We start from the raw sequence: 26,953 nt of genomic DNA, 5'->3' as shown, positions 1-26,953 counted from the left end.
CACTCCCGAGCGCCGCCAGTCGTTGGCTGCATGCCTTATTCCCCAGTTCCCGAGGTTTTATGTACCGGATATTGTTTGAGCATCCCGCTTTCCTGGTTATCGACAAGCAGCCCGGTATCGGCATGCACGACGAGAAGGGCGACGGGGAGTCGGTCAATTCGGGGCTGGTCAATCGCGTGAAGGCCGATACCGGGCTGACCCTCTATCCGGTGCATCGGCTCGACAAGATGACTTCCGGGCTGGTACTGCTTGCCCGCACCCCAGAGGCGAACCGTGAGCTGAGCATGGCTTTTGCGGCCCGTGAGGTGAGCAAGCAGTATCTGGCGCTCTCCGATCGCAAACCCAAGAAGAAGCAGGGTTGGGTGAAGGGGGATATGCAAAAGGGGCGCGGCGGCAGCTGGATGCTGGCGCGCACGCTGGGTAATCCTGCCATCAGCTGGTTTGATTCGGTGTCGGTGCGCGAGGGGCTGCGGCTCTATCGCATCAAGCCCCAGACCGGCAAGACCCACCAGATCCGGGTTGCCCTCAAAAGCATCGGTGCCCCTATTCTCGGGGATGAACGCTATGGCGGTACGCCAGCCGATCGCGGCTATCTGCACGCCTGGCGACTGAGTTTTACCCTTGCGGGCGAGCCGTTCGACTTTGTCTGCCCGCCCGATGTGGGGAGTGAATTTGTCACCCCCGAGCTCACGGCAGCCATTGCTGCCCTTGCGCCCTGATGCTGATGCGCCCTGCGCCTGACGCCATGATCCATTCAGCGAAAGAGCGTGCTCCTGACGGACGTGCACCAAGCTGGATCCTGGCCGACTTTGACGACACTCTGGCTCCAGGCGACAGCCACGCCGGTCTGCTGCGCTATATCCTGCGCCGCCGGATCTGGCCGTTGTTGCTGTTGCCAGTAATTGCGCTCGGTGGCTTGGTCTATCTTGCTCCCAACCAGCGGCGGCGCGGTATCTCCCTTATCTGGTGGGCCATCACGCTGGGGCTTTCCCCTTTGGACTGGCGCAAGCTGGTGCGCGCCTATTGCCGCACCAGGCCGGGACTGTTTTGTCAGGCTCGCGATCTGCTGCAACACGAGGGGGCGCGCTGCTGGGTGATCTCCGCCAGTCCCTGCGCGCTGGTGCGAGCCCAGCTCTATCAGCAACTGCCCGGCCAGTTGCCCCACCAGATCATTGGCTCGCAGATGCACTACCGTTTTGGTGGCCTGATGCCGCGCTTCTATTGCCACGGACAGCACAAGCTGCTGCCGGAGATTTGCGCCCTCGATGCCGAGCTGGCCTTGAGCGACAGCCTGCACGATCTGCCGCTGCTGGGGTTGGGGAAAGAGGCGTGGTTGATCAATCCGACGCCCACGCGACTGCAAAAGGCCCGGGCCTGCTTGCCCCATCTGATGATCAAAAACTGGCAACTGTAAGGCAAAGCTGACAGTCCTGCGGGTCGTCACCGTTTGACCCGCAAGGCTGTGGCTTGAATGTCACAATCCATTTACATCTTTTGCTGCCAGCTGCGAAAAACTATCTGCAACCCGCCTCTTCTCTTCCTGCTACGCCCTGCTTCTAATGAAACAAGTTGTTAACACTTGCCGCACCGCTGGGTGCTGCAATCCGTTTTAACCGAATCAAGAGCAAGGAGCGCCCCATGAATGCCACCTCTTCCGCCACCCACACCATCAATCCGTTAGGCACTGACGGTTTCGAGTTTGTCGAGTACACGGCCCCCGATGCCAAGGGGATTGCTGCCCTCAAGAGCCTGTTCGTTTCGCTTGGGTTTGCCGAGGTCGCCAAGCACAAACACAAGCAGTGTTGGCTCTACCGGCAGGGGGATATCAACTTTGTGGTCAATGCCGAGCCTCACTCCCAGGCGGAGCAGTTTGCCAGCCTGCACGGGCCGAGCGTTTGCGGCATGGCATTTCGGGTGAGCGATGCGGGCAAAGCTCAGCAGTACGCCATCGCCAAGGGGGCCAAGCCTTTTGTCGGCAAGATTGGGCCGATGGAGCTCAATATTCCCGCCATCTACGGTATCGGCGAGAGCACGCTCTCCTTTGTCGACCGCTATGGCGACAAGGGCTCCATTTATGACGTGGATTTTGTCTTCTACCCCGACTGGCAGGCCCGGATGGCGGAGGTGGATGCCGGTCTTATGGAGATCGATCACCTGACCCATAACGTCCATCGCGGCAATATGGATGTCTGGTCCAACTTCTACGAGCGGATCGGCAACTTCCGTGAAATTCGCTACTTCGATATCGAGGGCAAGCTGACCGGGCTGCACTCCCGTGCCATGACCGCGCCTTGTGGCAAGATCCGCATCCCCATCAACGAGTCGGCGGATGACAAGTCCCAGATCGAGGAGTATCTGCGCCAGTACAAGGGGGAGGGGATCCAGCACATCGCCATGGCCTCCAGCAATATCTACCACACCATCCGCACCCTGCGCAGCCGCGGTACCGGCTTTATGCCGACGCCCGATACCTACTACGAGAAGGTGAATAGCCGGGTCGAGGGGCATCAGGAGGATCTGGCGGCCCTCAAAGAGCTGCGCATTCTCATCGACGGCTCCCCCACCAAGGATGGCATCTTGCTGCAGATCTTCACCGATACCGTGATAGGGCCGGTCTTCTTCGAGATCATCCAGCGCAAGGGCAACGAAGGGTTTGGTGAGGGCAATTTCAAGGCGCTGTTTGAATCGATAGAGCTGGACCAGATCCGCCGCGGCGTGCTGGGTGGCGCCGAGGATGAGAAGGGTGCCCGCAAAGAGGGAGCGAGCGATGCGTAACTGGATTAACTTCCCCCATCGGGAGGGGACCCACTCCCGGCAAGCCCATGCCGACCTGCCGGAGCAGGCCATCTATGAGCGCGAACTGGGGCGCAGCGGCTTTTTCGGCCCCGCCACCCACATGCACCACAAGCATGCCCCTACCGACTGGAGCAGTTGGGAGGGGCCGCTGCGGCCACGGCTGTTTGACTTGAATGCCCTCCAGGAAGAGGTGAGTTCCCTCTCCCCCTGGGTGGCCCCCGACATTCTCAGCAACCCCCACTGCCGCTATCGCATCTGGCGGCTCTCCGAGGCGATGCCGTTTCTGGTGCGCAACGCCGACGGTGACGAGCTGCTCTTTATTCACGAGGGGGGCGGCGAGTTCTTCTGCGATTATGGCCATCTGACTCTGCGGGACGGCGACTATGTGGTGATCCCCCGTGGCACCATGTGGCGCATCGAACCCAGCGCACCCATGTTCATCCTGATGATCGAGGCGACCAACGACAGCTATCAGCTACCGGACAAGGGGCTGGTGGGCAATCACGCCATCTTCGACCCGGCGGCGCTGGATGTGCCCGCCATCAACGAGCGCTTTTTGGCCCAGCAGGATGAGAATCCCTGGTCTCTGCAGGTGAAGCGCCACGATCAGGTGTCGGTCATCACCTGGCCCTTCAACCCGCTGGATGCACAAGGGTGGCACGGCGACTTGTGCGTGGTGCGCCTCAACTGGCGGGATATCCGCCCGCTGATGAGCCACCGCTACCATCTGCCGCCATCGGCTCATTCGACCTTTGTGGCGAGCCGCTTTGTCATCTGTACCTTCGTACCGCGCCCCATCGAGAGTGACCCCGGCGCCCTCAAGGTGCCCTTCTATCACAGCAATGACGATTACGACGAAGTGCTCTTCTACCATGCAGGGGACTTCTTCAGCCGGGACAATATCGAGCGGGGCATGGTCACCTTCCATCCCGCCGGTTTCACCCACGGCCCCCATCCCAAGGCGTTTGCGGCAGGGCAGGCGTATGCCAAGAAGTTCACCGACGAGGTAGCGGTGATGCTCGACACCCGCGATGCGCTGAACATCGGCAGCCTGTGTGAAGGGATCGAGAACACCCGGTATGTCTCCAGCTGGCAGCGCCCGGACGCGGCAGCCGGCAAATAAGGAATCGCTTATGAAATTGGCAACATTGAACAATGGCAAGCGCGATGGCGCTTTGGTGGTGGTGAGCCGGGATCTGACCCGGGTGGTGCGGGTGAGCGAGATTGCCCCGACTTTGCAGGCCGCCCTAGATGAGTGGGCCGAGGTTGCCCCCAGGCTGGAGGCTGTCTATCAGCAGCTTAACGAGGGCCGCGTGGCCGAGGCGTTCCCCTTTGACGAAGCGTCTTGCCTCTCTCCGCTGCCGCGCGCCTATCAGTGGGCCGATGGCAGCGCCTACGTCAACCATGTGGAGCTGGTGCGCAAGGCACGCGGCGCCGAGATGCCGGAGAGTTTCTGGCACGATCCGTTGATGTATCAGGGGGGCTCCGACAGCTTCCTCGCCCCCCGTGGGCCGATTGTCATGGGCTCCGAGGAGTGGGGGATCGATTTCGAGTCGGAGGTAGCCATCATCACCGACGATGTGCCGATGGGGGTGAGCCCGCAGGGGGCAGCCCGCCACGTCAAATTGCTGATGCTGGTCAATGACGTGAGCCTGCGCAACCTCATTCCGGGGGAGCTCGCCAAGGGATTTGGCTTCTTCCAGTCCAAACCGTCCAGCGCCTTCTCACCGGTGGCCATCACCCCGGACGAGCTGGGCGATGACTGGCGTGATGGCAAAGTGCATCTGCCGCTTCTGACCCACTTCAACGGTGCGCTGTTTGGTGCGCCCGAAGCCGGGGTGGACATGACCTTCAACTTCTTCGAGCTGATTGCCCATGCGGCCAAGACCCGCCCCCTTGGTGCGGGATGCATCATCGGCTCCGGCACCGTCTCCAACTACGATCGCAGCGCCGGTTCATCCTGCATCGCCGAGCGCCGCATGCTGGAAATTCTTGATTGTGATCAAGCTATAACCCCCTATTTGCAGTTTGGTGATAGAGTGTCGATCGCGATGGAAGATCGCTCTGGCCAAAACCTGTTTGGCACCATCTCTCAACAGGTGGTGCCAGCGAGCGGTCAGGGAGGTTGATGGCCAGCGCCGGTTGGCGGCAAGGATATTCGGGATATGTCCGGATCACGACGAGCCCTCAACCGGTGCCGGATACACAAGGAGGCAGGTGGTGAGCACCTGCCGGGCTTTGGGCCCAGATAAGATGCAGGGACAGATTATGTTGCAGTTGTTTGGCTATTGGCGTTCGTCGGCAAGTTTTCGGGTGCGGATCGTGTTGCAGCTCAAGGGGCTCGCCTACGAGCAGCATCCCATCAATTTGCGGCAAGGCGAGCAGAGCGAGAAGGCTTATCGCCGGATCAACCCGCAAGGGCTGGTGCCGTTTCTGGTGGATGGCGATGTGCAGATCGGTCAGTCGGTCGCCATCATGGAGTACCTTGACGAGACCTATCCAGCCTACTCTCTGATGCCCTCTTCCCCCGACGCGCGGGCCCGAGTGCGCCAGATCGTCAACATGATCGCCTGCGATATCCACCCGCTCAACAATCTGCGGGTGCTCAACTATCTGGAAGAGCACTTCAGGGCCAACAACGAGCAGGAGGCCCGCTGGTATCGCCACTGGATTGACGAGACCTTCACCGCCCTCGAACAGCTGTTGATGACCACCGCCGGTGTCTACTGCGTCGGCAACGAAGTGACCTTGGCCGACTGCATGTTGGTGCCCCAGGTCTACAACGCCCGCCGCTACGACATGACCCTGGACGATTACCCCACCATCCGCCGCATCGTCGCCAACTGCGAACAACTGCAAGCTTTTATCAAGGCGGCCCCCGCCAACCAGCCGGATGCGCAGTGACCTACTGACTTGAATCGCGGGATGGCGTCAACACGCCATTCATAAACAAGGGCCCCACTGTGTGGGGCCCTTGTTCGTTAACGGCACTCCAGTTTGCTGGCGTGCCTCTTTCTGTTCAGAGGGGATCAGGCACCCTGCTCCGGGCGGGCGTCCGGGATCAGCGGATCGGCTTTGCGGCGGCGCAGCAGGCGTACCAGCGGGGGCAGGGTGATCACTGCAATGGCCAGTACCAGCAGGGTCTGGCTGATGCCGCTGCTCCACAGGATGGCGGTGTCGCCATTGCTGATGGAGAGGGCGCGGCGCAGGTTCTGCTCCAGCATTTCACCCAGCACGAAGCCCAGAATGAGCGGTGACATGGGGAAGTGCATCTTGCGCAGCAGGTAGCCAAAGACCCCGAGGGCCACCATCAGCAACAGGTCGAAGGTGGTGCTGTGCACCGCATAGACTCCCACTGCCGAGACGCTGGCGATGGCGGGCACCAAAAACCAGAGCGGGATGGAGAGCATGCGGGTAAAGAGCCCCACCATGGGGATGTTCATCACCAGCAGCATGACGTTGGCCAGCAAGAGGGCGGCGATCAGTCCCCACACCACATCGGGCTGTTCGGTGAACATGGTGGGGCCCGGAGTGATGTTGTAGAGGGTCAGCGCCCCCATCATCACCGCTGTGGTGCCCGACCCCGGCACCCCCAAGGTCAGCATGGGGATAAAGGATCCACAGGCTGAGGCGTTGTTGGCCGCTTCCGGTGCGGCAACGCCGCGAATGTCCCCCTCGCCGAATTTGGCATTGGGCCCCGCCAGTCGCTTCTCGGTCATGTAGGTGATGGCACTGGCGATGGTGGCACCGGCGCCGGGCAGAATTCCGACGAAGAAGCCGATGGTGGAGGAGCGCAACATGGTGCCGGTGCAATGGACCAGCTCCTTGAAGTTGAACAGCATCCGTCCGGTGGTGCGCACCAGCTTGCCGCCGCCACTGGTGTGCTCCAGCATCAGCAGGATTTCGCTCACCGAGAAGAGACCGATCACCACCACGATAAACTGCACCCCGTCCGAGAGGTGAACGCTGTCGAAGGTGAAGCGATAGACGCCGGTATTGGCATCCACCCCGACGGTGGCGAGCCCCAGCCCAATCAGCGCGGCCATAAAGGATTTGAGCGGGTTCTGGCTCATCATGCTGCCAAGGCAGGCGATGGCGAACACCATCAGGGCGAAATACTCCGCCGGGCCGAAGGCGAGGGACCAGCGCGCCAGCGCCGGGGCGAACAGAATGATCCCGCCGATGGCGAGCATGGAGCCGACAAAGGAGCTGACCGCCGAGATGGAGAGGGCCACTCCCGCCTTGCCCTGCTGGGCCATGGGGTAGCCATCCAGCGCGGTCATGATGGCGGCGGCATCCCCCGGCACGTTGAGCAGGATCGAGGAGATCCGCCCGCCATACTCGCAACCGATATAGACGGTGGCGAGCAGAATGAGCGCTGATTCGGGGGGAAGTTTCAGGGCAAAGGCCAGCGGCAACAGGATGGCGACCCCGTTGATGGGGCCAAGGCCCGGCAGCAGACCGACCACGGTGCCGACAAAGCAGCCGATGAGGGCAATCACCAGATTCTCCGGGGTGAGTGCCACCGCAAAGCCCTGGGATAGGTACATCCAGGTATCCATATTGACTCCTTAAGAGAACCAGACGCCGAGGGGCAGGGTGACATCCAGCAGCCGGTCGAAGGCGAGATAGAGCACCAGACCGCCGACGACGCCGGAGAGCAGGGCTGCCTTGGCAGAGGCGCCAAACAGGCGCCCCAGTACAAAGGTGAGCAGGGTGGTGGCCAGCGGAAAGCCCAGCCACTCGAAGCTGGCACCGTACCCGGCCAGCGCCACCACCATGATGGCGAGGTGGCGCAGGGTACGCAGCGGCGGCCAGCTGACGGTGTCCGGCTGGCGGCGCAGCAGCAACAGGGCGCAGAGCGCCATCAGGCCGATGATGCCGAGCGGGAAGGGGCGTGGCCCCAGCGGCTCATAGCTGTATTCGCTCTGGATCTGCCAGGCGATGGCGGCGCCTGCCAGACAGAGCAGCAGCCAGATGGCGGCGAAGATGCGATCGCTCATGGCAGCGGCTCCTATTTGGCCAGACCGAAGGCTTTGGCCTGTTCGCGATATTGCGCCACCTGCTCCTTGACGTAGCTGTCGAGGGCCTCGCCGGTGAGGTCAAACTCGAACAGACCGCGCAGATCCCGCTGAGCCTTGAAGGTGTCGGTCTTCACCAGCTGATCGAAGGTCTGCTTCCACCACTGGTATTCGCTGTCGCTCACCTTGGGGCCGACATAGAAGCCGCGGATCACCGGCCATACCAGGTCATAACCCTGCTCCTTGGCGGTGGGGATGGTGGCCAGCTTGCCGGGCAGCCGCTCGGCAGAGAACACCGCCAGCACCCGCAGCTTGTCGCCGCCGATATAGGGCACCATCTCGCTCAGATCGCCAGAGACCGCCTGCACATGGTTGCCCAGTAGCGCGGTGACCGGCTCGCCGCCCCCTTCAAAGGCGACGTAGCGCATCTTGTGGGGGTCAACCCCGGCCTGTTTGGCCAGCAGCGCCGTCTTCATCCAGTCCTGACTGCCGATGGAGGCACCCGCCCCTATCACCACGCTGTTGGGATCGCGCTCCATGGCGCTCACCAGCTCCTTGAGGTTCTGATAGGGGGCATCGTGGCGCACCGCGATCATGCCGTAATCGGTCCCCACCGCCGCCAGCCAGCGCACATCGTCCACCCCGTAACGGCCAAATTTCCCCTGTGAGAGGTTGAGCAGGGAGCCACCGGAGAAGGCGACCACGGTCCCCGCTTCGGCAGGGCGCTGGGCCACGATGGCGTTGTAGGCCACGGCGCCGACCCCGCCCGGCATATAGGTGACTCGCATCGGCTTGTCGATGGTGCCGGTTTCCTGCAGGCTCACCTGCAGCAACTTGCAGGTGAGATCGAAACCACCGCCCGGTTTGGCCGGTGCGATACATTCGGTACGGCTCGGGGTCGTGGCACTTTCGGCCGCCTGCAGTGGCAGGGCGCCGAGCAGGGTCAGCAGGGCGAGGGCATGACGTGTGCGTTGCTTCATGGTTGTGTGCTCCATCTTGTCGTTGTTTTTCCTGGGTGTGACTCCGTCGATAGACGAAGTGATGCGGAATTGTTAAAACAACAACCTTTCATTCACCTTTCAATCGCTGACCAAGAGCCGGGAGTGTGACCCTGATCGCACCTTCTCCCGCAATGGCAGTGACGAAGGGATGCAGTTGAAGCAGTGCGGCTGAATGCCGTGGTTAGGAACAAGGGGAAAGGGATGCGCTTGCTGTTGGCAGAAGATAATCACGAACTGGCCCACTGGCTGTCGCGGGCACTCACCAGCGCCGGTTTCGCGGTGGATTGGGTGGCTGACGGAGCCCAGGCTGATCACTTGCTGCGCCACGAACAGTACGCGCTGGCGGTGCTCGATATCGAGATGCCCAAGCTCGACGGGCTGGCGGTACTCGGCCGGTTGCGCAGTCGGGGGCAGGGAGTGCCGGTGCTGCTGCTCACCGCCCGCGGCGCGGTGGAGGAGCGGATCTGCGGCCTCAATGCCGGAGCCGATGACTATCTGGCCAAGCCGTTCGATCTGGGGGAGCTGGATGCCCGGTTGCGAGCCCTGCTGCGGCGCAGCGAAAGCGGTGGTGCCGAGCTGCGGCTGGGTCGCCTGACCCTGCACCCCGACGGCTATTTTCTGCTGGCCGATGCCCGCCTTGCCCTGACTCCGCGCGAACTGGCGCTGCTGACAGCGCTGATGTACCGCCACGGGCGGCCGGTTGCCAAGGGGCAACTGTTCGAGCAGGTGTTCAACCTCGATGACGAGGTGGGGCTCGACAGCATCGATCTCTACATCCACCGGCTGCGCAAAAAGCTGGTGGGCAGCGGGGTGGTGATCACCACACTGCGCGGTCTCGGCTATCTGCTGGAAGCGGCACCGGAGGCCTCCCATTAGCCGCTCCCTGCTCCATCAACTGCTGCTGTTTCTGGGGGGCCCACTGCTGATCCTCTGGGCTGCCTCGGCCTGGTACAGCTACTACGGCGCACTGGCGGCGGCTACCTCGGCTTATGATCGCACCCTGCTCGCCTCGGCCCGCACAGTTGCCGAGCGGCTGACGGCAGCCGAAGGCAGCCTCAGGGTGGATGTGCCCTATGTGGTGCTCGACAGCTTCGAGCGCAACATGCGCGATCGCCTCTTCTATCAGGTGCGCGGCATCGACGATAGGGTCATCTCCGGCTTTGACGATTTGCCCCCCATGCCGGACGGTACGCCACTGACCGACCGCTATCCGGCGCTCGCCTACTTCTACGACGGGCTCTATCAGGAGGCGCCAATCCGCGCCGTGATGCTGCTGCAACCGGTGGGTGAGGGGGCGTCAACGGCATGGCCCGCATCACGGTGGCGGAAACCCTGCTCGGTCGCCAGCAGCTGGCGGAGCAATTGCTCTGGTCGGCCCTGCTGACTCAGGGGGCGCTGGTGGTGCTCACCCTGCTGCTCGCTTATCTGTTGCTCAAACGGCTGCTCACCCCGATGCGCCGTCTGTCGCGGGAGATCCTGCGCCGCGACGCCGCCAATCTTGCCCCCTTGCCGGATTTGCTCCCTTGGCAGGAGACCCGGCCGCTGGTGCAGGCGTTCAATCGTCAGCTGGCCCGATTGCGCCAGCTGGTGGCCCGGCAGGAGCGCTTTAGCGCCGATGCCGCCCATCAGCTGCGCACCCCGCTCACCATTTTGAAAACACAAGTGGAGGTGGCGCGCGGCAGTGGCGATCCGGCCCTGATGAGCGAAAGCCTCGATGCCATGGCCGTGCGGCTCGATCACACCATCGCCCTGACCGAGCGGTTACTGCTGCTGGCCCGGCTCAAATCGGACGAGTGCTCCGGGCTGCGCCAGCGTGAGCCCATCGAGATGACGGCGCTGGTGCAGCAGGCCTGTCTGTCACGGTTGGCGCAGGCGCGGAGCAAGGGGATCGATCTCGGTTACGAGGGGGAGGAGTCCGCCATCATGGTGGCGGGGGAGCCGCTGCTGCTGGGGGAGCTGTGCGCCAACCTGCTCGACAACGCCATCAAATACACCCCGCCCCACGGCACTGTGACGGCGCGGGTGGTGCGAAGCCACGGGCAGATCTGGCTGGAGGTAGAGGATAGCGGCCCCGGCATCGCCCCCGAGCTGGCGGAGCGAGTCTGGCAGCCGTTCCAGCGCCTCGAGCAGGGGAGTGAACAGCCGGGAGCGGGGCTGGGTCTGGCGCTGGTGCGCGATATCGCCCACTACCACCACGGCGAAGTGGTGTTGCTGCCGGCAACCCAGCTGGGGGGCTTGTTGGTGAGGTTGATCTTGCCGCTGGCAACATCGTGAGGGCGATAAAAAAGAGAGGGCACCTCGCGGTGCCCTGTTTATCTACACATAGATGGCGTTGGGGGTCAGCTGCGGATCTTGTTGAAGACAAACAGGACGATAAGGGCGCCCACGGTCGCCAGCGCGATGCTCGGGATATTGAAACCGGTCACCGAGCCCAGCCCCAGCAGGGTACCCACATAGCCGCCAACCATGGCACCGACAATCCCCAGCAGGGCAGTCATAAAGAAGCCACCACCGTCGCGACCCGGCATGATCCACTTCGCCAGAATACCCACCAACAGTCCCAATACGATCCAGCTGATAAAGCCCATGGATTAATCCTCTCTGTGTGTTTGAGCCCGCATTATAGGCAGGGATGGCGGGATGCGAAGGGCCGGACGGCGCTGGCTGGTCACAAGCTGTCGGACGGCGGCCGGCGCTGGTCGGGCTGCACAGTCCGGTTATGAGCGGTTGAATGGCGGTATGTGCGCCGCCAAACAGGGGCGGGGATGGCCCACGTAAAGGCCAAGATGAGAAAAGCCCCGCAATCGGGGCCGGGTTTGTGACGGGGTGGTGCCCTCACTTCTTGAGGTGTTTTCGGATCGCCTTGCCTGAGGTGCCGACTGCCTTGACCGCCCGTTTCAGCTGGACTTCGGTGCACTCGAACATTTTGATCCACTGCTTCATCTCATAGGGATCGTTGACATTGATCTTCTTGGCATCGAACGGGTGAGCGACCGCATTGCTGTCAGGCATATAAACCTCAACTTGTTGAAATAGCTGGCGAGAAAGACATTTCTGCCTGAGCGCCATCATCCTCTCAATTGGCAAGGGGCAAGGTGACGGGGTTCACACAACCTGGGGACTGAGGGAGGTGTGCAGGTTTGCTTTGCTGATCTGTGAGCAATCGCCACTTATCCCACCCTCTTTACATCATCAACAACGGGGCCAGAGGCCGGATAAACAACAAGCGCCCAGCCGGGCGCTTGTTGTGGTTATCGCGATGACCCTATTCAGGGTGTTGGGCAGGCGCTTGGCGAGCCGCTGTTGCGGGGCCAGAGGGTGGATCCGTCGCTTTCAGAGAGCGGCAGGAATGTGACGCCTTCGCTCATGTTGGCAGGGGGCAGGTCATCCTCCAGCACATACATCCCCATCGGCAGGCTGCCATAACGCTGGTTGGCCTGCACCTGAGCGACCGCGAGGCTGGAGTAACGCAGGCCAAGCAGATCGAAGTGATTGCGCCAGTCCCAACCGGTGAGCCGACTGAGTGCAACCAGCATAAAGTCATTGCCCGGTATGTCGCGCACCCGTTTGCCGCCATAGACCGCATGCCCCGAGTAGGGGAACAGGCTAAAGCCGAGCGTATCCTTGTTGGCATTCCACTGCGCTTCACTGTCGGCTGCCGCGCCGAAGATCCGTGAATGCTGATAGAGCAGAGTGAAGATAGTGAAGCCATCGTTCAGACGGGTGCCATCAGTCAGGATCATACCGTGGGCGCGTAATGCCATCTGGATATAAAACGCCATGCGATAGCCGTTGTGGACGGCGTAGGCATTGCTCTTCCATGGGGCTTCGTAGCGACTCTCGCCGGTATCGAGCACCTGGCAGTTGGCCCCGAGCACGACGCGGTTGCCACTCCTGTCCCGTACCTGCGCCGCATCAGACATGAACACATAGAAGAGATCCTTGTGATTCATGTGCCCATCCTTGATGGGGGCCGTGTTGCCATCCCTCAGATAATGGGCGCGCCACTTCACCACATAAGGGAAGATGTTGTTGGAGTTTTCCCCCGCCCGGCTGCCGTAGCCACTCCAGTTGTCGGCATCGCCTGCCGCAGCGTACTGCACGTTCAACCGGTTGGTCTGCAGGTTGTGGCCCAGTTCGTGATTGTCGAGCCAGCCGGTCGGGCTGATGCTGCCGGAAGAGTCCCACGGGTTGCCACTGCAACCGCTGCCGCAATGGGCATTCTGGTCATAGTTGGCATGCTGGATGATGGTGCGGGTATGAATCGACTCATCGAGACAACCCTCCCCCAGCAGTGCCACGCAGGCGTTTTTAACATCTGCCGGCAGCGACTCTTCGAGCCCCTTGCCCTGAATTTTCAGGCCCGCCAGGGTGTAGACGCCATTGATGTGATCCCGGGCGATGCTGTCGAGCAGGGCATTGGTGTCGGGGATGACGCCACCCACCGCCTTGGTGAAGCGATCCCGGCGCAGATGCTGTTCGGCGCCATCGGCCCGCAGATCGATATGGGGCAGCTCGGTTTGTTCCAGCCGCTCGTTGAACTCGCGTATCTGCTGCTCATCACTGAAATCCATGATGGCCGGATGACGGGTGACGCCCGTGGCGCTTACCTGGACGGCCAGCGATGCTGCCCCCCCTTCCAGATAGAGGTAGATAGGGCCGCCATAAGGAGAGGTGAAGGTGACACCGCCCCCCTTGGCCAAGATCAGTCGCCCGGTGGTCAGCTCCAGCGGGGCTCGATAGATCTTCTGCTCATAGGCGCGATTGGTGTTGGGCCTGTGGTAGTTGAGTCGGACGGTAGCAGACACATCGGCGTTATCGGTGCGTCTCAGGGTGATGGTCTGTCCCGGCAGGGCATACCAGCCGGTGGTGGTCCACTGCCCGCTGTAGGGAACCACAATGCGCCGACTGTCGGTGAGCGTCGCGGGATAGGCGTAGTGAGCTGCTTGTCCCTTCACCACCTTGTTGCGATCGGTGACGTACTCCCCCAGATCGGGCTGGGCCGGGGTACGGGTGCGGGCATAGCTCACCAGCCAGTCGGCAAACATCGCCTGCTGCCAGGATTGATGTTCATCCCAGGCAATCGGGTAGTCGATGGCGGCCCTGTATTTGTCGGCCAGCAGCAGGGTGGCGGGCAACAGTGTCATGCCGTCACGGGCAAAGGGACTGATCCCGGCCTTGTCGAGGGTGATGGCCGCATTTCTCAGCCAGTCGGCCCCCAGCTTGAACTGCTGGTTGAAGCTCTCCGAGCCACCGCAATTGATAAAGTTGCCGCCGCAGCTATCGAGCCACTGGGTAGTGAAGTTGCGATCCTGAAGGTTGCCAAGCAGGGTATCGACCGCCATCAGCTGGGTGTCGGGTGCCATGATGGTGTTCACTGCCAGATCGCTGGCTCTGAGTTTTGGCCAGTAGTTGCCCCAGGTGACCAGCCCCATATCGAGATAGAGGGGGCTTAGCAGCGGGCTGGCATCGCGTCGATAGTTGGAGAGCAGCAGCGGGATCCCGGCCGCTTTGGCCTTGGCGATCCCCTGTGCGATCCCCTGATACCCCAGCCCCTGGCGGTCGATATCGCTGATCACGATAAGCTCCGGCGCCATGGTGTCGATGCAGTCGCTCAGCGCCTGATAATCGCAGGTATTGGCCGGGTTGATGCTGTGCTTGTCGGGATAGATCGCCTTGAGCCAGTCCCGCACGCCTTCGTTATGGGGAAAATAGACGCTATCGGCGCGGCTGGGCATCTGGGTGGTAATGATGCGCAGGCCATCGCTATCCTTGCCCCGGGTCAGCCAGCCAATCAGCCCCTTGAGCAGCGCCTCGCTCTGTGCTGTGCGGTCAACGGAAAACAGGTTCGCCCCCATGGCGGCCTGACGGTAATCGGCTTGCTCGGAGAGCATCACCAGACCCCGGATCTCGCTCTCCCCCTTGCCATTGATGTTGGAGGGGAGCAGGGTCACCGTGCTCTCCGGCTGGAAGCTAGAAAAGGTGATGGAGTCGTGGCTCGGGTTCCAGCTGATCTGTGCCATTCCCTGATAGAGGCTGCGAACCAGTTCGGTGCGGTGCGCCTCACTGTCGGCAATCGTCGCACGGGCATGGGCGATCAGGGATTGCTCGCTGGCAAGGGTATGATCTTCCCGGGCAATCGCATTGGCGGCATCGCTGATAAAGCGGGCCGAGATCTGACAATCGGCGCGCATGGGGGCTGTGGTGTAGGTATTACCCGTCAGGGTGCCCTCACACCCAGCGATCTGCGCCAGTACGAAGCCACTCTCGGGCTGCACGGTGAAACGGCCCTGTTCACCGACGTTCAGACGCAGTGCGTCGGGGCTGAGTGCGCCCCCCTGAGAAGCTTGAGAGGTGGCGTTGAAATAGACGGCGGCAATCTCCTGCGTGAAGCTGGCCGAGATTTGGCAATCGCTGCGCATGGGGCCAGTGGTATAGGTGAGGCCGTCCAGGGAGCCATCACATCCGCTTATCTCGGTCAGGAGGTAACCGCTGTCAGTCTGTACCGAGAAGCGCCCCTGTTCACCCGCCGCCAACCGCAGGCTGGTGGGGTTCAACTGTCCGCCCGCGCTGCTCTGGCTGGATGCCTCGAAATAGTTGGGGGTGACAGGGGGGCGGATAGGGGTCTCTTCCTGTTCGCCATCACCGCCGCCACAGCCTGTGATCAACAGCGCCAGTAAGGGGGTGAGAACCGTCTTTTTCATTGTTTGATACGTTCCTTGTGTTACGACGGGTAGGGGAGTCGGTAGTCTAATGAGCTGCCTTGCTTATTTCAACGCTGATTGAATGGTCATTTTGCTTTATTTTCAGCATCTTGGATGTTTTTTTGGCCGGCTTTTGCCGTATTTGGTGTTGCTGGCGCAGCAGAACCGATAGGGATGGGGCGAGCACCCCATCAGCACAGGCCATACCAGCCTGAGCTCACTGTAATGAGTCGCTTCACCGGGTTAACAGGGGATGCTGGGCCGCAGGTTTTGCCTGCAACCCGCACAGGGGGGATGTCAGACGGATGGATGAGCGGCGGGGTCGATCGTTGCCAGCGCCCGCATTTCCAGCCGCTGCTCGCCGGGGCGGCAGATCAGCACCGAGCCTTGCTCGAACCAGTCTCCCAGCACGATGCGGCGGGCGGGGTGGCCATCGAGGGTGAAGTCGTGGATGGCGGGTCTGTGGGTGTGGCCGTGGATCATCATTCGGCAGTCGTGGGCGCGCAAGGTGTCGTCCACCGCCGCGGGCGTCACATCCATGATGATCTGGCTCTTGTGGGCATTTTCCATCTGGCTTTGGCCGCGCATCTTGCAGGCGATGGCCTGACGGCGGGCGAGCGGCAGCCGCAAAAAGAGCCAGCGCAGCCACTTGAGCTGGGTGATGCGGCGAAACTTCTGATACCCCTCATCCAGGGTACAGAGCAGATCGCCGTGGCTCAGCACTACCCGCTCCCCATAGAGGTCGATGACGCAGGGGTCACCCAGCAATGTCATCCCCGCGCGCTTGGCAAACTGTTGCCCCAGCAGAAAGTCACGGTTGCCGTGGATAAAGTAGATGGGCACGTTCTGCTGGCTCAGGGCCAAAAAGGCATCGGCCATCTGTTGATGAAGCGGATTTGGATCATCGTCGCCAATCCAGAATTCGAAGAGATCCCCCAGCACATAGAGGGCATCGGCGCCGGGGGCGTCGTGCTCGAGAAAGCGCACCAGTGCCGCGGTCATATCGGGCCGCTGGGCAGAGAGGTGAATGTCACTGATAAAGAGGGTGCTCATGATGTGGGGGTCGGGCTCTCGGTCGAAACAGGGCAAACAGGGGTGGCAGAGATAGTAGAAACAACTGGGGACGAATAGTGCGCTGCGGGCGCCGCCGCGCCAGTTGAGGTATGGATATCGTCACGGGATGGCGGCTGCCATGACAGCTCGGCCAGATTGCGTCCCTCCAGCGTCAGCAGGGCGGCGTAAGGATCGCCCGCCAGCCCCAGCAACCGGCACATGGCCGCTTCCCCTTTCAATCCCTCCTCAAGGCGCAGACGCAGCACTTCGCGGTAGAAAGCATCGCCAAACCGCTTGAGCAACGCGGCCATCAGGGTGAGGTGGCGCCAGCCATTCAGCGTCTCGATGGGGGCGGCGGTGACGTACAGCTCCACTGGCCAGCTGGCCTCGCTCTTGTCGCAACTGCTATCGACACTGTGCTGGTCGAGGCAGGCAAAGATGCGCTCCAGCAACCAGATATTGTCGCCCTTGGGGCTCGCCTGCCAGCCTTGCTCTGCAAAAATAGCGGCAAACTCGGCGGGATCTGGATGCTGGCAGAGGATATCGAGATCGCTGCCCGGCCGATCGAGGCCGATGGCGAGCGTGCTCACCAGCGCCAGATCGGCGCACTGTGCGGCCAGCTCATCCCACACACCGGCGGTGAGCAGGGTATGGGCCGAGCGCTGACGCGGGTTGCCGTGGGCCAGATAGTCGAGGCGGCGCCAGTTTGGGCTGGCAGTGGGGGAGGCAGATGGAAAAACTGCGGCCGGGGCCGCAGTTTTGTCAGTGCCGAGTCGGCAGAGATCAGTCAGCAAGGGTCACCTTGGTGATCACTACATCTTCTACCGGCACGTCCTGGTGGATGCGGCCGTAGTTACCGGTCTTGACGCCCTTGATCTTGTTGACCACGTCCATACCGGCGGTCACTTCACCGAATACGCAGTAGCCGAAGCCCTGAGTGGTGGCGGATTTGAAGTCGAGGAAGTCGTTGTTGTTCACGTTGATGAAGAACTGGGCGCTGGCAGAGTGCGGCTCCATGGTGCGGGCCATGGCGATGGTGCCGATCTTGTTGGAGAGACCATTGGCCGCTTCGTTCTTGATGGGGGCGCGGGTGTCTTTCTCTTCAAAGCCCGGGGCATAGCCGCCGCCCTGGATCATGAAGCCGTCGATGACGCGGTGGAAGATGGTGTTGTCGTAGTGACCGTCACGGCAGTATTGCAGGAAGTTGGCCACGGTTTCCGGGGCTTTTTCAGCATTCAGGGTGAGGGTGATGTCGCCGTGATTGGTGTGCAGAGTGACCATGATATGTCCTTTCATTTGATGCGGACGACGAAGTGCCCGCAGGTGTATGGCATAAAGTGGTGGCAATTCTAGCCCATCAGGGGCTGGCGGCATAGTCTCTCTGGCGCCGTAACCGTGCTGGCAGGCGGGATTGGCCCGCTTTTCTGCCTCGTTTTCTGCCCCCGAACGGGGTATTATGACCAACCATTTTACTCACAGGCAGTGGTTAGAAGATGCTGAAGATATACAACACACTCACTCGTCAAAAAGAAGAATTCAAACCTATCCACCCGGGCAAGGTGGGCATGTATGTGTGTGGTGTCACCATCTACGATCACTGCCATATCGGCCACGGCCGCACCTTCGTCGCCTTTGATGTGGTCGCTCGCTACCTGCGTTACGCCGGTTATGACCTCACCTACGTGCGCAACATCACCGATGTGGATGACAAGATCATCAAGCGTGCCGCTGAAACCCGCGTCACCTGCGACGAGCTGACCGAGCGTCTGATTGGCGACATGCACGCCGACTTCGACGCCCTCGGCATGGTGCGCCCGGATATCGAACCGCGCGCCACCCAGCACATCGAAGAGATCATCGAGCTGGTGCAATCCCTGCTGGAAAAAGAGCACGCCTACGTGGCGGATAACGGCGATGTGATGTTTATCGTCGAATCCTACGCCGACTACGGCAAGCTCTCCGGTCAGGATCTGGAGCAGCTGCAAGCCGGTGCCCGCGTTGACGTGGTCGATGCCAAGCGCAATCCGCTCGACTTCGTGCTGTGGAAGATGTCCAAACCGGGCGAACCGACCTGGGAAAGCCCCTGGGGCCCGGGCCGTCCTGGCTGGCACATCGAGTGCTCCGCCATGAACTCCAAGCACCTTGGCAACCACTTCGACATCCACGGCGGTGGCTCCGATCTGCAGTTCCCGCACCACGAGAACGAGATCGCCCAGTCCTGCTGCGCCCACGGTGGCGACTATGTCAACACCTGGATGCACAGCGGCATGGTGATGGTGGATAAAGAGAAGATGTCCAAATCCCTTGGCAACTTCTTCACCATCCGCGATGTGCTGGCTCACTACGACGCCGAAACCGTCCGTTACTTCCTGATGTCTGGCCACTACCGCAGCCAGCTCAACTACTCGGAAGATAACCTCAAGCAAGCCCGCGCCGCGCTGGAGCGCATGTACACCGCTCTGCGCGATCTGCCTGTGGCCGCTGCTGCCGGTGGCGACGAGCAGGTGGCTCGCTTCAAGGAAGCGATGGACGACGACTTCAACACCCCGGAAGCCTACTCCGCCCTGTTTGATCTGGTGCGCGAGATCAACCGCCAGAAGGGTGAAGACATCAATGTTGCCGCCGCGCTGGGCGCCCGTCTGCGCGAGCTGGGCGCCGTGCTCGGCATCCTGCAGCAAGACCCCGAGGCTTTCCTCAAGGGTGACGAAGCGGATGAAGAGGTTGCCGAAATCGAACGCCTGATCGCCGAGCGCAATCAGGCCCGCGCCGACAAGAACTGGGCCGCCGCTGACGCCGCCCGCAACCGTCTCACCGAGATGGGCATAGTGCTGGAAGACAGCGCTGGTAAGACCAGCTGGCGCCGTGCCTAAGGTCGGTGGGCCTTGTTGGCGTCTGGTGCCAACAGGTTGAGCCAATAAAAAACCGCAGCCCTTGGGCTGCGGTTTTTGTTCAGTGAATATTGTCAGTTAATAATAATATCTTTTCTCAGATGATTTTCTTTCAACATATTCAGCATCATTATCTTCAATTTTAATTCTACCAAATGGCTTAAAAAGCACCCAGTCCATTATATCTAAACCATTAAGGTCTGTAGTTATTGGGATTGGAATTAAATCATCGTCAGTGTAGTTGGATAGTTTTAAATAAAAGCGATAAGAATCCTGAATTTGTTGCTGAGTAAGACGTGATTTTTCTATGTGTTGAAATGCTTGAGCGAACAGCCAAATCTTAAGATTACCAATAGAAAACTCTATAGTTCCATCATTGCAGACGTAATTATCTTTCTTATCATTAGCTTTCTGCGTTGAGAATAGAGTCATCACTACAGCAACAGAAAATTTCTTGCCGTTAACTTCAAAATAGCTTCCATACTCTGATTCATGGTCAGTGCTACTTAAATGGAAAAGTTTGTTTTTTCGTATGCATTCTGGGCCTTCGATAATTTCATTTCCATACTCCTCACCTTTTATCCACGGGTGTGTATGCATACTTCCAATATGGGCGTAGTCATCACCAAATATATTTGATATTTCTTTTTTTATTTCTAGAGACTTACGGTAAGTGCTTACGGAACTTCTGCTTCTTATTGCTGATGTCTCTATTGACACGTGATTAACAGTACATGTTAATGGCATTCTTTTATTTATTTTACCCCAAAGGTGAGCATATGTCTCAACTGCGATAACCTTACTCTCATTATGTTTTATTGTGTATGCTTCAACAGCAGACATTAATAATTCAAAAAAAGCACTTTTACTGAAATTAATGGTAGCATTCATGTTGTATATCCTTATTTAGAATTGATATCACTTGGATATTGTTCGTTTCTCAATCACCCAGCGGGAGTATGAACCACTATCATTTTTACCGCACCGCGTTACTTTAATTTTATCTTCACCCATATCCAGCTTTAACCAAGAATTCATTAATTTATCACTTTTCATAAATGAAACTGGATTTGTTATCTCAATTTTTCTAGGTTTTTTGGGACTACAGAGTAAAAAGTGTGCTTTGACACTTTTCCACTTTGTATGACTGTGCGTAGCTGAAACCTCTGGCTCATAGAAGATGGCCCTAAAACGCTCATTTTTACTCTGTAATTGAGCGTTACTAAAGGTGCTATCACCTTTAGCTTCAATCATCACTATATGGGTTGTGTTTTCGTGATCAACGAAGGCAATAAGAAAATCGACATCCTCTTGAGTGCCTGATATTTGATAGTCAATTGCAATTCCATTTTCTTCTATGAAATTGCGTTTTACGCAGCTCGCAGTGTTTTTTTTAGTGAGGTACAAGCTGGCATAGATCCAGTCAAGGTGGTAATCCATTGCAGCAAAGTATTTTCTGGGGATAGTGAGACCGATTAGGTTTGATATCTTATCAAGCTGGTTGTCATCCATGCGAAATTCTGGGTTTCCCAGCATTTGACCAATTAGGTAAAACCGCTCTTTTCGGTTAAACGATTTCAAATTATCAATTAGGGTGTCGCTCATATAAATCTCGAAAATGTATCTTGTCTGATAGGAAATAATGCAATGGAAATCGGTGTATATCGTAGGATGTAATGAACGAAGTGAATTACACCTCTATCTCAGATCGGCATGAATCCTGTATCTGATATTTTCCTCGGGGCTATGGGTCGGGTGTTGCCCCCTGTTGTTCGCCGAGGTGAGTCCGTTTGTCCAGGCCGCGTGCCCTGGGACAAACGGGTGAACCGAGGGAACCCGAAGCAGGAGGGCGAACAAGTGGGGGATAAGACTTTTGGTGTTATTTGCCAAAGAGAGCGGGTCTTTCCAAAGTCACTCGCCAAGCCGCGCAGCGGCGGCGAAACCCCGTCGAGGACGGAGTCCTCGTGTCCTGCATGGCGAAGCCATGCCATTTAGGCTGGCGATATTCCGCCATGTAATGACGTTACCGACCCCCCTCACCCTAGCCCTCTCCCGCAAGGGGAGAGGGGACGGTTACCGCGGACGATTACGCTTCGCTAATCGACCCTACGCTAAAGTGGCTACCGCCCCTGACTCTCGCTACCAGATTGCGCCGTTGACCATTAATCTCGGAAAAGGGGTCAACAGACGCCCGTCGCCATATTACGGAGCCAGAGTGGTCTTATCTATGGTTTTGATGGACTAACTATCAGAAAAGAGTGAATTTTTGCGCTGGCACAAACTTTTATTAATTGGTGATTAGTTGTTGGTTGTCGGGGCTTGGCAGTGGCAGGGCGGTGGGGTGACGCCGCGAGCGGCGTGCAAACGGTAAAAAGAGGGGGGCGCAAACGGAAAAAGCGAAGGGGCCCACTGTGGGCCCCTTGTTGTTGGCGCTCGACGCCGCTATTTGGTGGCGGGGGTAGGGAAGTATTTGCTGTGCAGCAGCGGGTATTCGCTGCTCGCCAGCACCTGGGTCAAGCCGGTCTGGAACTCCTTGACCAGCTCGTCGCTCACCGGATGGCTGAAGGCGAAGCAGAACTGCTCCGAGCTCAGCACCCACTGCTCCTTGAAGCGGGCGGGGTCGAGTTTTTGCTCGACGATCAGCTGCTCCATGGTGGTCTTGTTGGTGGAGACCAGATCGACCCGGCCTGAGGTGAGCATCTTGAGCGCCTGTGCCAGCCGGTTGGCGGCCATCAGTTTGGTCTCGTCAAAGCCGTTGTTGAGCAGCAGTTGCTCCCCCACATCGGCTCGTACCGCCCCGATATTGAATGCCTTGGCATCGTCGAGCTTGGTGATGGTGATATTGCGATCGGCTAGCCCCACCAGCACGATCTCGGCATACCCGATAGGGCAGGCCCACTTGAACAGGGGGTCGCGCGCCTGGGTGCGGGCGGTGGAGAAGAGCACCGCATTGGGCTTTTGGGTCAGCAGGTAGTAACCGCGCGCCCATGGCATGATGGTGATGGGCTGCGCCGGTGTATTGGTCTTTTTCCATACCAGTTGCAGCAGCTCGACTGCGAGGCCGGTGGGGGCGCCGCTGGCATCGGCGTAGTTGTAGGGTTTGTACTCTTCGGTGATGTAGTGCAGTTTGCCGAGCTCAGGACTCGCCTGTGCGAGGGTGGCCAGCAGCGCCCCGGCCAATCCAATCCATGGTTTCATTTTTGCCATCCTGATCAAGGGAATATCTGCTCAAGTGTGACCAAGCTGGCCGATTTCGCCAAGGCGACGGAGCATGTTTGGCAAAAAAGCGCGGGTGCACAGTCCCATCCCGCGCCCAATGTCGGCGGCGATCAGGGCGTTAGCGCAGCGGCAGGTATTTGGCTTGCAGGGCCGAGAAATCCGCCGAGGCGACAACCTGGGTCAGCGCCTGCTGAAAGAGGGCGACCTCGCTGTCGGGCACCTGACGGCTGAAGGCGTAGCAGAGCGGTCTGGCATCCAGCACGAAGGCGACATGAAAGTCATCCGGCTTGAAGCCAAGCTGCTGCAGGGTTTGATAGCCCGCGAGCTTGTTGGTCGCAAACAGATCGGCGCGACCTGAGGTGAGCATTTTGGCCGCCTGGGTGAGGCGGTTGGCCAGCATCAGCTGGCGCTCATCGATACCGCGTTCGAGCAGCAGCTGCTTGGAGACGGTAGAGCGCACCACGCCGACCTTGTAGCGGCTGATCTCGGCCTCCGAGCCTAGGGTGATGTTGTCCGCCTTGCGCCCCAGCAGCACAAACTCCGAGTGATCGATGGGGCATGCCCACTTGAAGAGCGCTTCCCGCTGCGGGGTGCGGGCGGTGGCAAACAGCACCACATTGGGTTTTTGTTGCAGCAGGTTGTAGCCCCGGGCCCAAGGCAGAATGCGGATTGGCTGGGGCGACACGCCCCGCGCTTTCCAGATAAGCTGCATCAGCTCTACCGACAATCCGGTCGGCATCCCTTGCTGGTCGCTGAAATTAAACGGGGGAGAGATTTCGCTCAGATACTCGAGTTTGCCCGGATCGGCCTGCGCGAAGGTGGCCCACAAGAGCAGTAGCAGATGAGGTAGGTGCCATGTCCGCACGGGAAAGATCCTTCGCAATCAACTATGTAGCCCAGTTTGACTGCTTGCGGCGGGAATAGCTAGCCACCTCTATTGCATCTTTCATCAATAAAATGGGCAGCGAACCGCTGCCCGTCGGGTGAGTGAGTGCTCAGCGCACCGGCAGGTATTTGGCCTGCAATTTGCGAAACTCTTCCGAGGCGAGGGCGCGGGTCAGGCCCTGCTGAAAGAGGGTGATCTCGCTGTCGGGCACCTGACGGCTGAAGGCGTAGCAGAGCTGCTCTGCGCTCAGCACCATGGCCACATTGAAGTCGTCGCTATTGAGCTTCAATTCGCGGATGGCGTCATATCCCGCCAGCTTGCTGGTGGCGAGCAGGTCTGCGCGGCCGGAGAGCAGCATCTTCAACCCTTGCGACAGGCGGTTGGCCGGGATGATGTTGTTGTCATCCATGCCGTTGTTGAGCAGCAACTGCTCGGCGGCATCCGAGCGCACGGCGCTGATCTTGTACTGGCTCATCTGTTCGAAGGCGGTCAGGGTGATGTTCTGCGCTTTGCGGCCGAGCAGTATGTACTCCGAGTAGCCGATGGGGCAGACCCACTTGAAGAGATCCTCCCGCGCCTGGGTGCGGGCGGTGGAGAAGAGCACCACGTTGGGCTTCTGGGTTAGCAAGTAATAACCTCGCGCCCAGGGCAGGATGCGCACCGGCTGGGGTGTCATGCCGCTGTGTTGCCAGATCATCTGCAGCAGATCGACCGCAAGGCCGGTGGGCTGGCCTTGCGGATCGCTGAAGTTGTAGGGGGGGTACTCTTCGGTGAGGTACTCGAGCTTGCCCAGATCAGCCCGGGCCGTCGAGGCCCAGCAGAGCAGCAACAGATGACAGATCAGCCATATCCTCATTGGGAACATCCTTAGCGATCAACCTTCTCTTGAGTGTGACCATGAACAGCGTAAATAGCCACTCACTGCCGTTACCAGCGGGCGCGGATCTGCCCGATGGGTTGGTAGGCCTCATCCCGCAGCCCCACCAGCAGGGTCTTGCCATCCGCCTGCAGCCGGAACTCGCCGTAGCGGGCCGCTTCGTACTGCTCCCCCGTGCCCTCTTCAAAGAAGTAGGCATCGGGGCCGATCTGCCACTGCCGCTCACTCTGGTGCACCTGCAATAGCCGCTCATCGCTGGCGAGTCGATCCGGTTTGCCATCGGCCACCAGAGTGGCCACCTGATGGGCATCGAGGCGGATCACCAGGGTGTCGCTGCCCTTGTTTTGAGTAGTTTGGGCGTCGCGGCTGGTCAGCTCGCGGGCAATTTCGTAGTTGAGGCGCATGTAATCCCCCTGCATCAGGGAGCGGGGATCGACCGGAGCGAGCCGCAGCAGCACCACTTCGCCGCTGCTCATGGCGTGCTCATAGCGCCAGACGGTGGCATTGATGCCCGCCAGGATGGCGAGGCCGCTCAGCAACAGGGCGAGTTGTCGGGTCACAGGTTTCATGAGTCGCTCCTTGCCGCGAAGGTGGTGAGCAGCTGGCGGGCCCCCAGCAGCAGGATGCCGGAGCCCAGCAGCAGCCAGGATTTGGTCATCAGGGTGAGCCCCAGATCGTAGTAATAGAGCGAGCCATAACCGAGCAGCAGCAGGGCCGAGAGGGTCATCAGCCCCAGACTGCTGGCATAGAAGCCGAGGATCAGCACCAGTGCGCCCGCCCCCATGCCGGGGATGATGGCGCTGATCAGCACCAGCGGCAGGCCAAACAGCAGGGGGAGCCTCAGCTTCACCATCACCGCCAGCAGCAGGGCGGCGCAGGTCAGGGGATTGAGCCAGATCGGCAGGCGGGAAAGCCCCAGTTCGTCCAGCACGCTGCTGCCGCCATCCCACAGCGGTTGGTGCAGACGGCCCAGCACCAGCAGCGAGAGGGCGAGCCCCAGCGTGATGGAGTGGTAGAGCTGGTGACGCTCTGGATCCCTATCTGCCCGCAGCCAGCAGAAGGTGATGGCCGCCATCACCAGCGGCAGGGCCAGCAGTTGCAGCCCGAGGCAAGCGAGGCCAAGGGTGAGCAGCAGGGCCGCCGCCACGCTGTGAAACAGCCGCACCAGCCAGTGATCGAACAGCACGGCGATGGCAAGGGAGAGCAGGCACAACCCAAACCAGAGCAGGGCGTGATGAAGGTCCAGCTGATCGAGCAGGCCATAGAGCAGCCAGGCATCGGCCGCCAGGGTGAGGGCCAGCACGAACTGATCCCAGAGATCGCCGCTTTGGCTGCGATTGAGGGCGTAGGCCCCCGCCAGCAGAACGGCCCCGAGCAGCAGGGCGCTGTTGGCCTCGCGGGTCAGCTGCTCGAAGGTGAGAAACAGGAAAAAGAGCAGGAACAGGGCGGCAATCCAGCCCACCAGCCCGAGCAGAAAGCGGCTTGACCAGTGGGGGTGGGTATCACGGGGCTGATCTCCTTCCACCAGATTGGCCTGTTGCAGTGCTTGCCAAAGGGTCAGATCACTCATGAGACCTCCGTTGTTGTTGCAGCCAGCGGGCGGCGGTGACAGAAAGGCCGATGGCAATCAGGCTCAGCAGCAAGAAGCCGTTGATGTCGGGCTCCATCCACTTGCCCAGCGCCGCGAGGATGACGGCAATCAGACTGAGGCACCCCATGGCGAGTCCGGCGATAAATCTGTGGTGCCACAGGGCATAGGCCGCAGCGAGCCAGCCAAGCCAGAGCGGCCACACCAGCGGGGAGGCGGCATCAAACAGCGCCAGCAGTGTGAGCAGGGTGGCTCCCAGACCGGCGGCCAGGCCCGCCAGCCAGCTTGGCATCAGGCGCCAGCGGTTTGGCGCCAGCAGAAGCAGACCCCAGAGGGCGGCGTTGAGCAGGGTAAGGCACCAGCCCAATCCCTCTTCATCGAAGGTAAAGAAGAACGTGAACAAACCGAGCCGCCAGTAGAGCACCAGCGCCAGCTGGCCGAGCAGCCAGCTTAAGGTCCAGAGCAGGGGGCTTTGGCCAAATGCCGCCAGCGGCACCAGCATCAGCGCCCAGGTGGCGAACAGCTGCCAGGGATCGGCGCCGGTCTGGTAGGTTTGACCCACCAGCGCCAGCAGGGCGCCGATATTGAGGGCGATAGCGAGCAGCAGCGCCTGACGGGGGGTATCCCCCAGCGGTTTGCGCCACAGCAGAAGCAGCATGGCGAGCAGCGGCGCCTCCAGCAGGGCGAGGCGGGAGACCCGGCCCAGCTCTTGCCAGTTGAAGGCGACGAAGAAGATGAGGCCAGCCCCGATGCAGAGGGCACCGAGCCAGAGCAGCAGCCGGTCAAACAGCCACTGCCAGCGCGCCGGATGGGGGGGAAGATCGGCGAGGGTCAGGGCGTCCGCCAGCTTCTCTGGCGCCAGCCGTCCCTGTTTGACCCATTCGAGAAGCGTCTCTCTTGATACGTTGTGCATGGGGGGA

27 protein-coding genes are annotated in these 26,953 nt (G+C 60.1%); 10 read left to right on the top strand and 17 right to left on the bottom strand.

Features of this window, described 5'->3' with window-relative positions; all coding sequences use genetic code 11:
• Nucleotides 1-59 precede the first annotated feature (59 nt).
• The 6 genes from AB5Y67_RS06860 (at nt 60) to maiA (ending at nt 5,700) form a co-directional block, all read left to right on the top strand.
• Nucleotides 60-719 (top strand): TIGR01621 family pseudouridine synthase, encoded by a 660-nt coding sequence (locus AB5Y67_RS06860; protein WP_064341990.1) that lies wholly within the window; start codon nt 60-62, stop codon nt 717-719.
• A gap of 26 nt (nt 720-745) precedes the next feature.
• Complete coding sequence (locus AB5Y67_RS06855; RefSeq protein ID WP_199415712.1) at nt 746-1,414, top strand: HAD family hydrolase; 669 nt, start codon at nt 746-748, stop codon at nt 1,412-1,414.
• A gap of 224 nt (nt 1,415-1,638) precedes the next feature.
• Nucleotides 1,639-2,775, top strand: coding sequence for a 4-hydroxyphenylpyruvate dioxygenase (gene hppD, locus AB5Y67_RS06850; RefSeq protein WP_199428026.1), 1,137 nt, complete (start codon nt 1,639-1,641; stop codon nt 2,773-2,775).
• Nucleotides 2,768-3,919 (top strand): homogentisate 1,2-dioxygenase, encoded by a 1,152-nt coding sequence (locus AB5Y67_RS06845; protein WP_325793648.1) that lies wholly within the window; start codon nt 2,768-2,770, stop codon nt 3,917-3,919. The genes hppD and AB5Y67_RS06845 overlap by 8 nt, the downstream gene beginning before the upstream one ends.
• Nucleotides 3,920-3,929: 10 nt before the next feature.
• Nucleotides 3,930-4,925: a fumarylacetoacetate hydrolase family protein gene (locus AB5Y67_RS06840; protein ID WP_199428024.1), complete on the top strand. Its 996-nt coding sequence runs from the start codon at nt 3,930-3,932 to the stop codon at nt 4,923-4,925.
• Between the two features lie 139 nt (nt 4,926-5,064).
• Nucleotides 5,065-5,700 (top strand): maleylacetoacetate isomerase, encoded by a 636-nt coding sequence (gene maiA, locus AB5Y67_RS06835; RefSeq protein WP_005361400.1) that lies wholly within the window; start codon nt 5,065-5,067, stop codon nt 5,698-5,700.
• A 125-nt stretch (nt 5,701-5,825) separates the two neighbouring features.
• Here maiA and AB5Y67_RS06830 read toward each other — a convergent pair whose 3' ends face one another.
• The 3 genes from AB5Y67_RS06830 to AB5Y67_RS06820 are packed head-to-tail and all read right to left on the bottom strand — an operon-like array spanning nt 5,826 to nt 8,797.
• On the bottom strand, nt 5,826-7,358 hold the full coding sequence (locus AB5Y67_RS06830) for a tripartite tricarboxylate transporter permease (protein WP_019445074.1): 1,533 nt from the start codon (nt 7,356-7,358) through the stop codon (nt 5,826-5,828).
• A 9-nt stretch (nt 7,359-7,367) separates the two neighbouring features.
• Nucleotides 7,368-7,799, bottom strand: a complete 432-nt coding sequence (locus AB5Y67_RS06825) for a tripartite tricarboxylate transporter TctB family protein (RefSeq protein ID WP_005350923.1) — start codon at nt 7,797-7,799, stop codon at nt 7,368-7,370.
• 11 nt (nt 7,800-7,810) lie between these two features.
• Nucleotides 7,811-8,797 carry a tripartite tricarboxylate transporter substrate binding protein gene (locus tag AB5Y67_RS06820; RefSeq protein ID WP_005350924.1) on the bottom strand — a complete coding sequence of 329 codons (987 nt, stop codon included), beginning with the start codon at nt 8,795-8,797 and terminating at the stop codon, nt 7,811-7,813.
• Between the two features lie 222 nt (nt 8,798-9,019).
• Here AB5Y67_RS06820 and tctD point away from each other — a divergent pair, with 222 nt between their 5' ends.
• From tctD to AB5Y67_RS06805, 3 genes are read left to right on the top strand one after another with little or no spacing between them, the layout of a single operon-like run.
• Complete coding sequence (gene tctD, locus AB5Y67_RS06815) at nt 9,020-9,694, top strand: transcriptional regulator TctD (protein ID WP_005350926.1); 675 nt, start codon at nt 9,020-9,022, stop codon at nt 9,692-9,694.
• Nucleotides 9,660-10,202, top strand: a complete 543-nt coding sequence (locus AB5Y67_RS06810) for a sensor histidine kinase N-terminal domain-containing protein (protein ID WP_368207666.1) — start codon at nt 9,660-9,662, stop codon at nt 10,200-10,202. The genes tctD and AB5Y67_RS06810 overlap by 35 nt, the downstream gene beginning before the upstream one ends.
• Complete coding sequence (locus AB5Y67_RS06805; RefSeq protein WP_368207593.1) at nt 10,124-11,092, top strand: sensor histidine kinase; 969 nt, start codon at nt 10,124-10,126, stop codon at nt 11,090-11,092. Before AB5Y67_RS06810 ends, AB5Y67_RS06805 begins: the two co-directional genes overlap by 79 nt.
• Before the next feature lie 65 nt (nt 11,093-11,157).
• Here the strand turns inward: AB5Y67_RS06805 and AB5Y67_RS06800 are convergent, their stop codons facing one another.
• The 6 genes from AB5Y67_RS06800 to AB5Y67_RS06775 all read right to left on the bottom strand — a co-directional run bounded on the left by AB5Y67_RS06800 (nt 11,158) and on the right by AB5Y67_RS06775 (nt 17,856).
• Entirely contained in the window at nt 11,158-11,406 is a 249-nt protein-coding gene (locus AB5Y67_RS06800) for a GlsB/YeaQ/YmgE family stress response membrane protein (RefSeq protein ID WP_005350930.1), read from the bottom strand.
• Between the two features lie 247 nt (nt 11,407-11,653).
• Nucleotides 11,654-11,830: a DUF3606 domain-containing protein gene (locus AB5Y67_RS06795; RefSeq protein ID WP_019445078.1), complete on the bottom strand. Its 177-nt coding sequence runs from the start codon at nt 11,828-11,830 to the stop codon at nt 11,654-11,656.
• A 257-nt stretch (nt 11,831-12,087) separates the two neighbouring features.
• Nucleotides 12,088-15,522, bottom strand: a complete 3,435-nt coding sequence (locus AB5Y67_RS06790; RefSeq protein WP_199428023.1) for an ImpA family metalloprotease — start codon at nt 15,520-15,522, stop codon at nt 12,088-12,090.
• Nucleotides 15,523-15,819: 297 nt separating this feature from the next.
• Complete coding sequence (gene lpxH / locus AB5Y67_RS06785; RefSeq protein ID WP_199415692.1) at nt 15,820-16,575, bottom strand: UDP-2,3-diacylglucosamine diphosphatase; 756 nt, start codon at nt 16,573-16,575, stop codon at nt 15,820-15,822.
• The gene (locus tag AB5Y67_RS06780) at nt 16,572-17,369 is read right to left on the bottom strand and encodes a DUF4269 domain-containing protein (RefSeq protein ID WP_199415691.1); all 798 of its coding nucleotides are present in this window, start codon (nt 17,367-17,369) and stop codon (nt 16,572-16,574) included. Before AB5Y67_RS06780 ends, lpxH begins: the two co-directional genes overlap by 4 nt.
• Nucleotides 17,359-17,856, bottom strand: coding sequence for a peptidylprolyl isomerase (locus AB5Y67_RS06775; RefSeq protein WP_005337417.1), 498 nt, complete (start codon nt 17,854-17,856; stop codon nt 17,359-17,361). Before AB5Y67_RS06775 ends, AB5Y67_RS06780 begins: the two co-directional genes overlap by 11 nt.
• Before the next feature lie 212 nt (nt 17,857-18,068).
• On the opposite strand from AB5Y67_RS06775, the gene cysS reads away from it, so the two are divergent.
• Nucleotides 18,069-19,445 (top strand): cysteine--tRNA ligase, encoded by a 1,377-nt coding sequence (gene cysS / locus AB5Y67_RS06770; RefSeq protein WP_150389314.1) that lies wholly within the window; start codon nt 18,069-18,071, stop codon nt 19,443-19,445.
• Between the two features lie 96 nt (nt 19,446-19,541).
• Here cysS and AB5Y67_RS06765 read toward each other — a convergent pair whose 3' ends face one another.
• The 8 genes from AB5Y67_RS06765 to AB5Y67_RS06730 form a co-directional block, all read right to left on the bottom strand.
• A complete protein-coding gene (locus AB5Y67_RS06765; RefSeq protein WP_150389313.1) occupies nt 19,542-20,354 on the bottom strand; it encodes a hypothetical protein in 813 nt (270 codons plus the stop codon).
• A gap of 27 nt (nt 20,355-20,381) precedes the next feature.
• Entirely contained in the window at nt 20,382-21,068 is a 687-nt protein-coding gene (locus AB5Y67_RS06760; protein WP_150389312.1) for a hypothetical protein, read from the bottom strand.
• 837 nt (nt 21,069-21,905) lie between these two features.
• Complete coding sequence (locus tag AB5Y67_RS06755; protein WP_150389311.1) at nt 21,906-22,661, bottom strand: ABC transporter substrate-binding protein; 756 nt, start codon at nt 22,659-22,661, stop codon at nt 21,906-21,908.
• 139 nt (nt 22,662-22,800) lie between these two features.
• The gene (locus AB5Y67_RS06750) at nt 22,801-23,547 is read right to left on the bottom strand and encodes an ABC transporter substrate-binding protein (protein ID WP_042056220.1); all 747 of its coding nucleotides are present in this window, start codon (nt 23,545-23,547) and stop codon (nt 22,801-22,803) included.
• A gap of 130 nt (nt 23,548-23,677) precedes the next feature.
• On the bottom strand, nt 23,678-24,424 hold the full coding sequence (locus tag AB5Y67_RS06745; RefSeq protein WP_150389310.1) for an ABC transporter substrate-binding protein: 747 nt from the start codon (nt 24,422-24,424) through the stop codon (nt 23,678-23,680).
• A gap of 71 nt (nt 24,425-24,495) precedes the next feature.
• Nucleotides 24,496-25,014, bottom strand: a complete 519-nt coding sequence (locus tag AB5Y67_RS06740; protein WP_042056215.1) for a GDYXXLXY domain-containing protein — start codon at nt 25,012-25,014, stop codon at nt 24,496-24,498.
• Nucleotides 25,011-26,015, bottom strand: a complete 1,005-nt coding sequence (locus tag AB5Y67_RS06735; protein WP_199428581.1) for a DUF4401 domain-containing protein — start codon at nt 26,013-26,015, stop codon at nt 25,011-25,013. Before AB5Y67_RS06735 ends, AB5Y67_RS06740 begins: the two co-directional genes overlap by 4 nt.
• Complete coding sequence (locus tag AB5Y67_RS06730) at nt 26,008-26,946, bottom strand: DUF2157 domain-containing protein (protein WP_139433667.1); 939 nt, start codon at nt 26,944-26,946, stop codon at nt 26,008-26,010. The genes AB5Y67_RS06735 and AB5Y67_RS06730 overlap by 8 nt, the downstream gene beginning before the upstream one ends.
• Nucleotides 26,947-26,953: the final 7 nt, after the last annotated feature.

The organism is Aeromonas sp. s12 (assembly GCF_040907925.1).
GTDB lineage: Bacteria > Pseudomonadota > Gammaproteobacteria > Enterobacterales > Aeromonadaceae > Aeromonas > Aeromonas veronii.
This window is presented reverse-complemented; position numbering and strand designations above follow the sequence as displayed.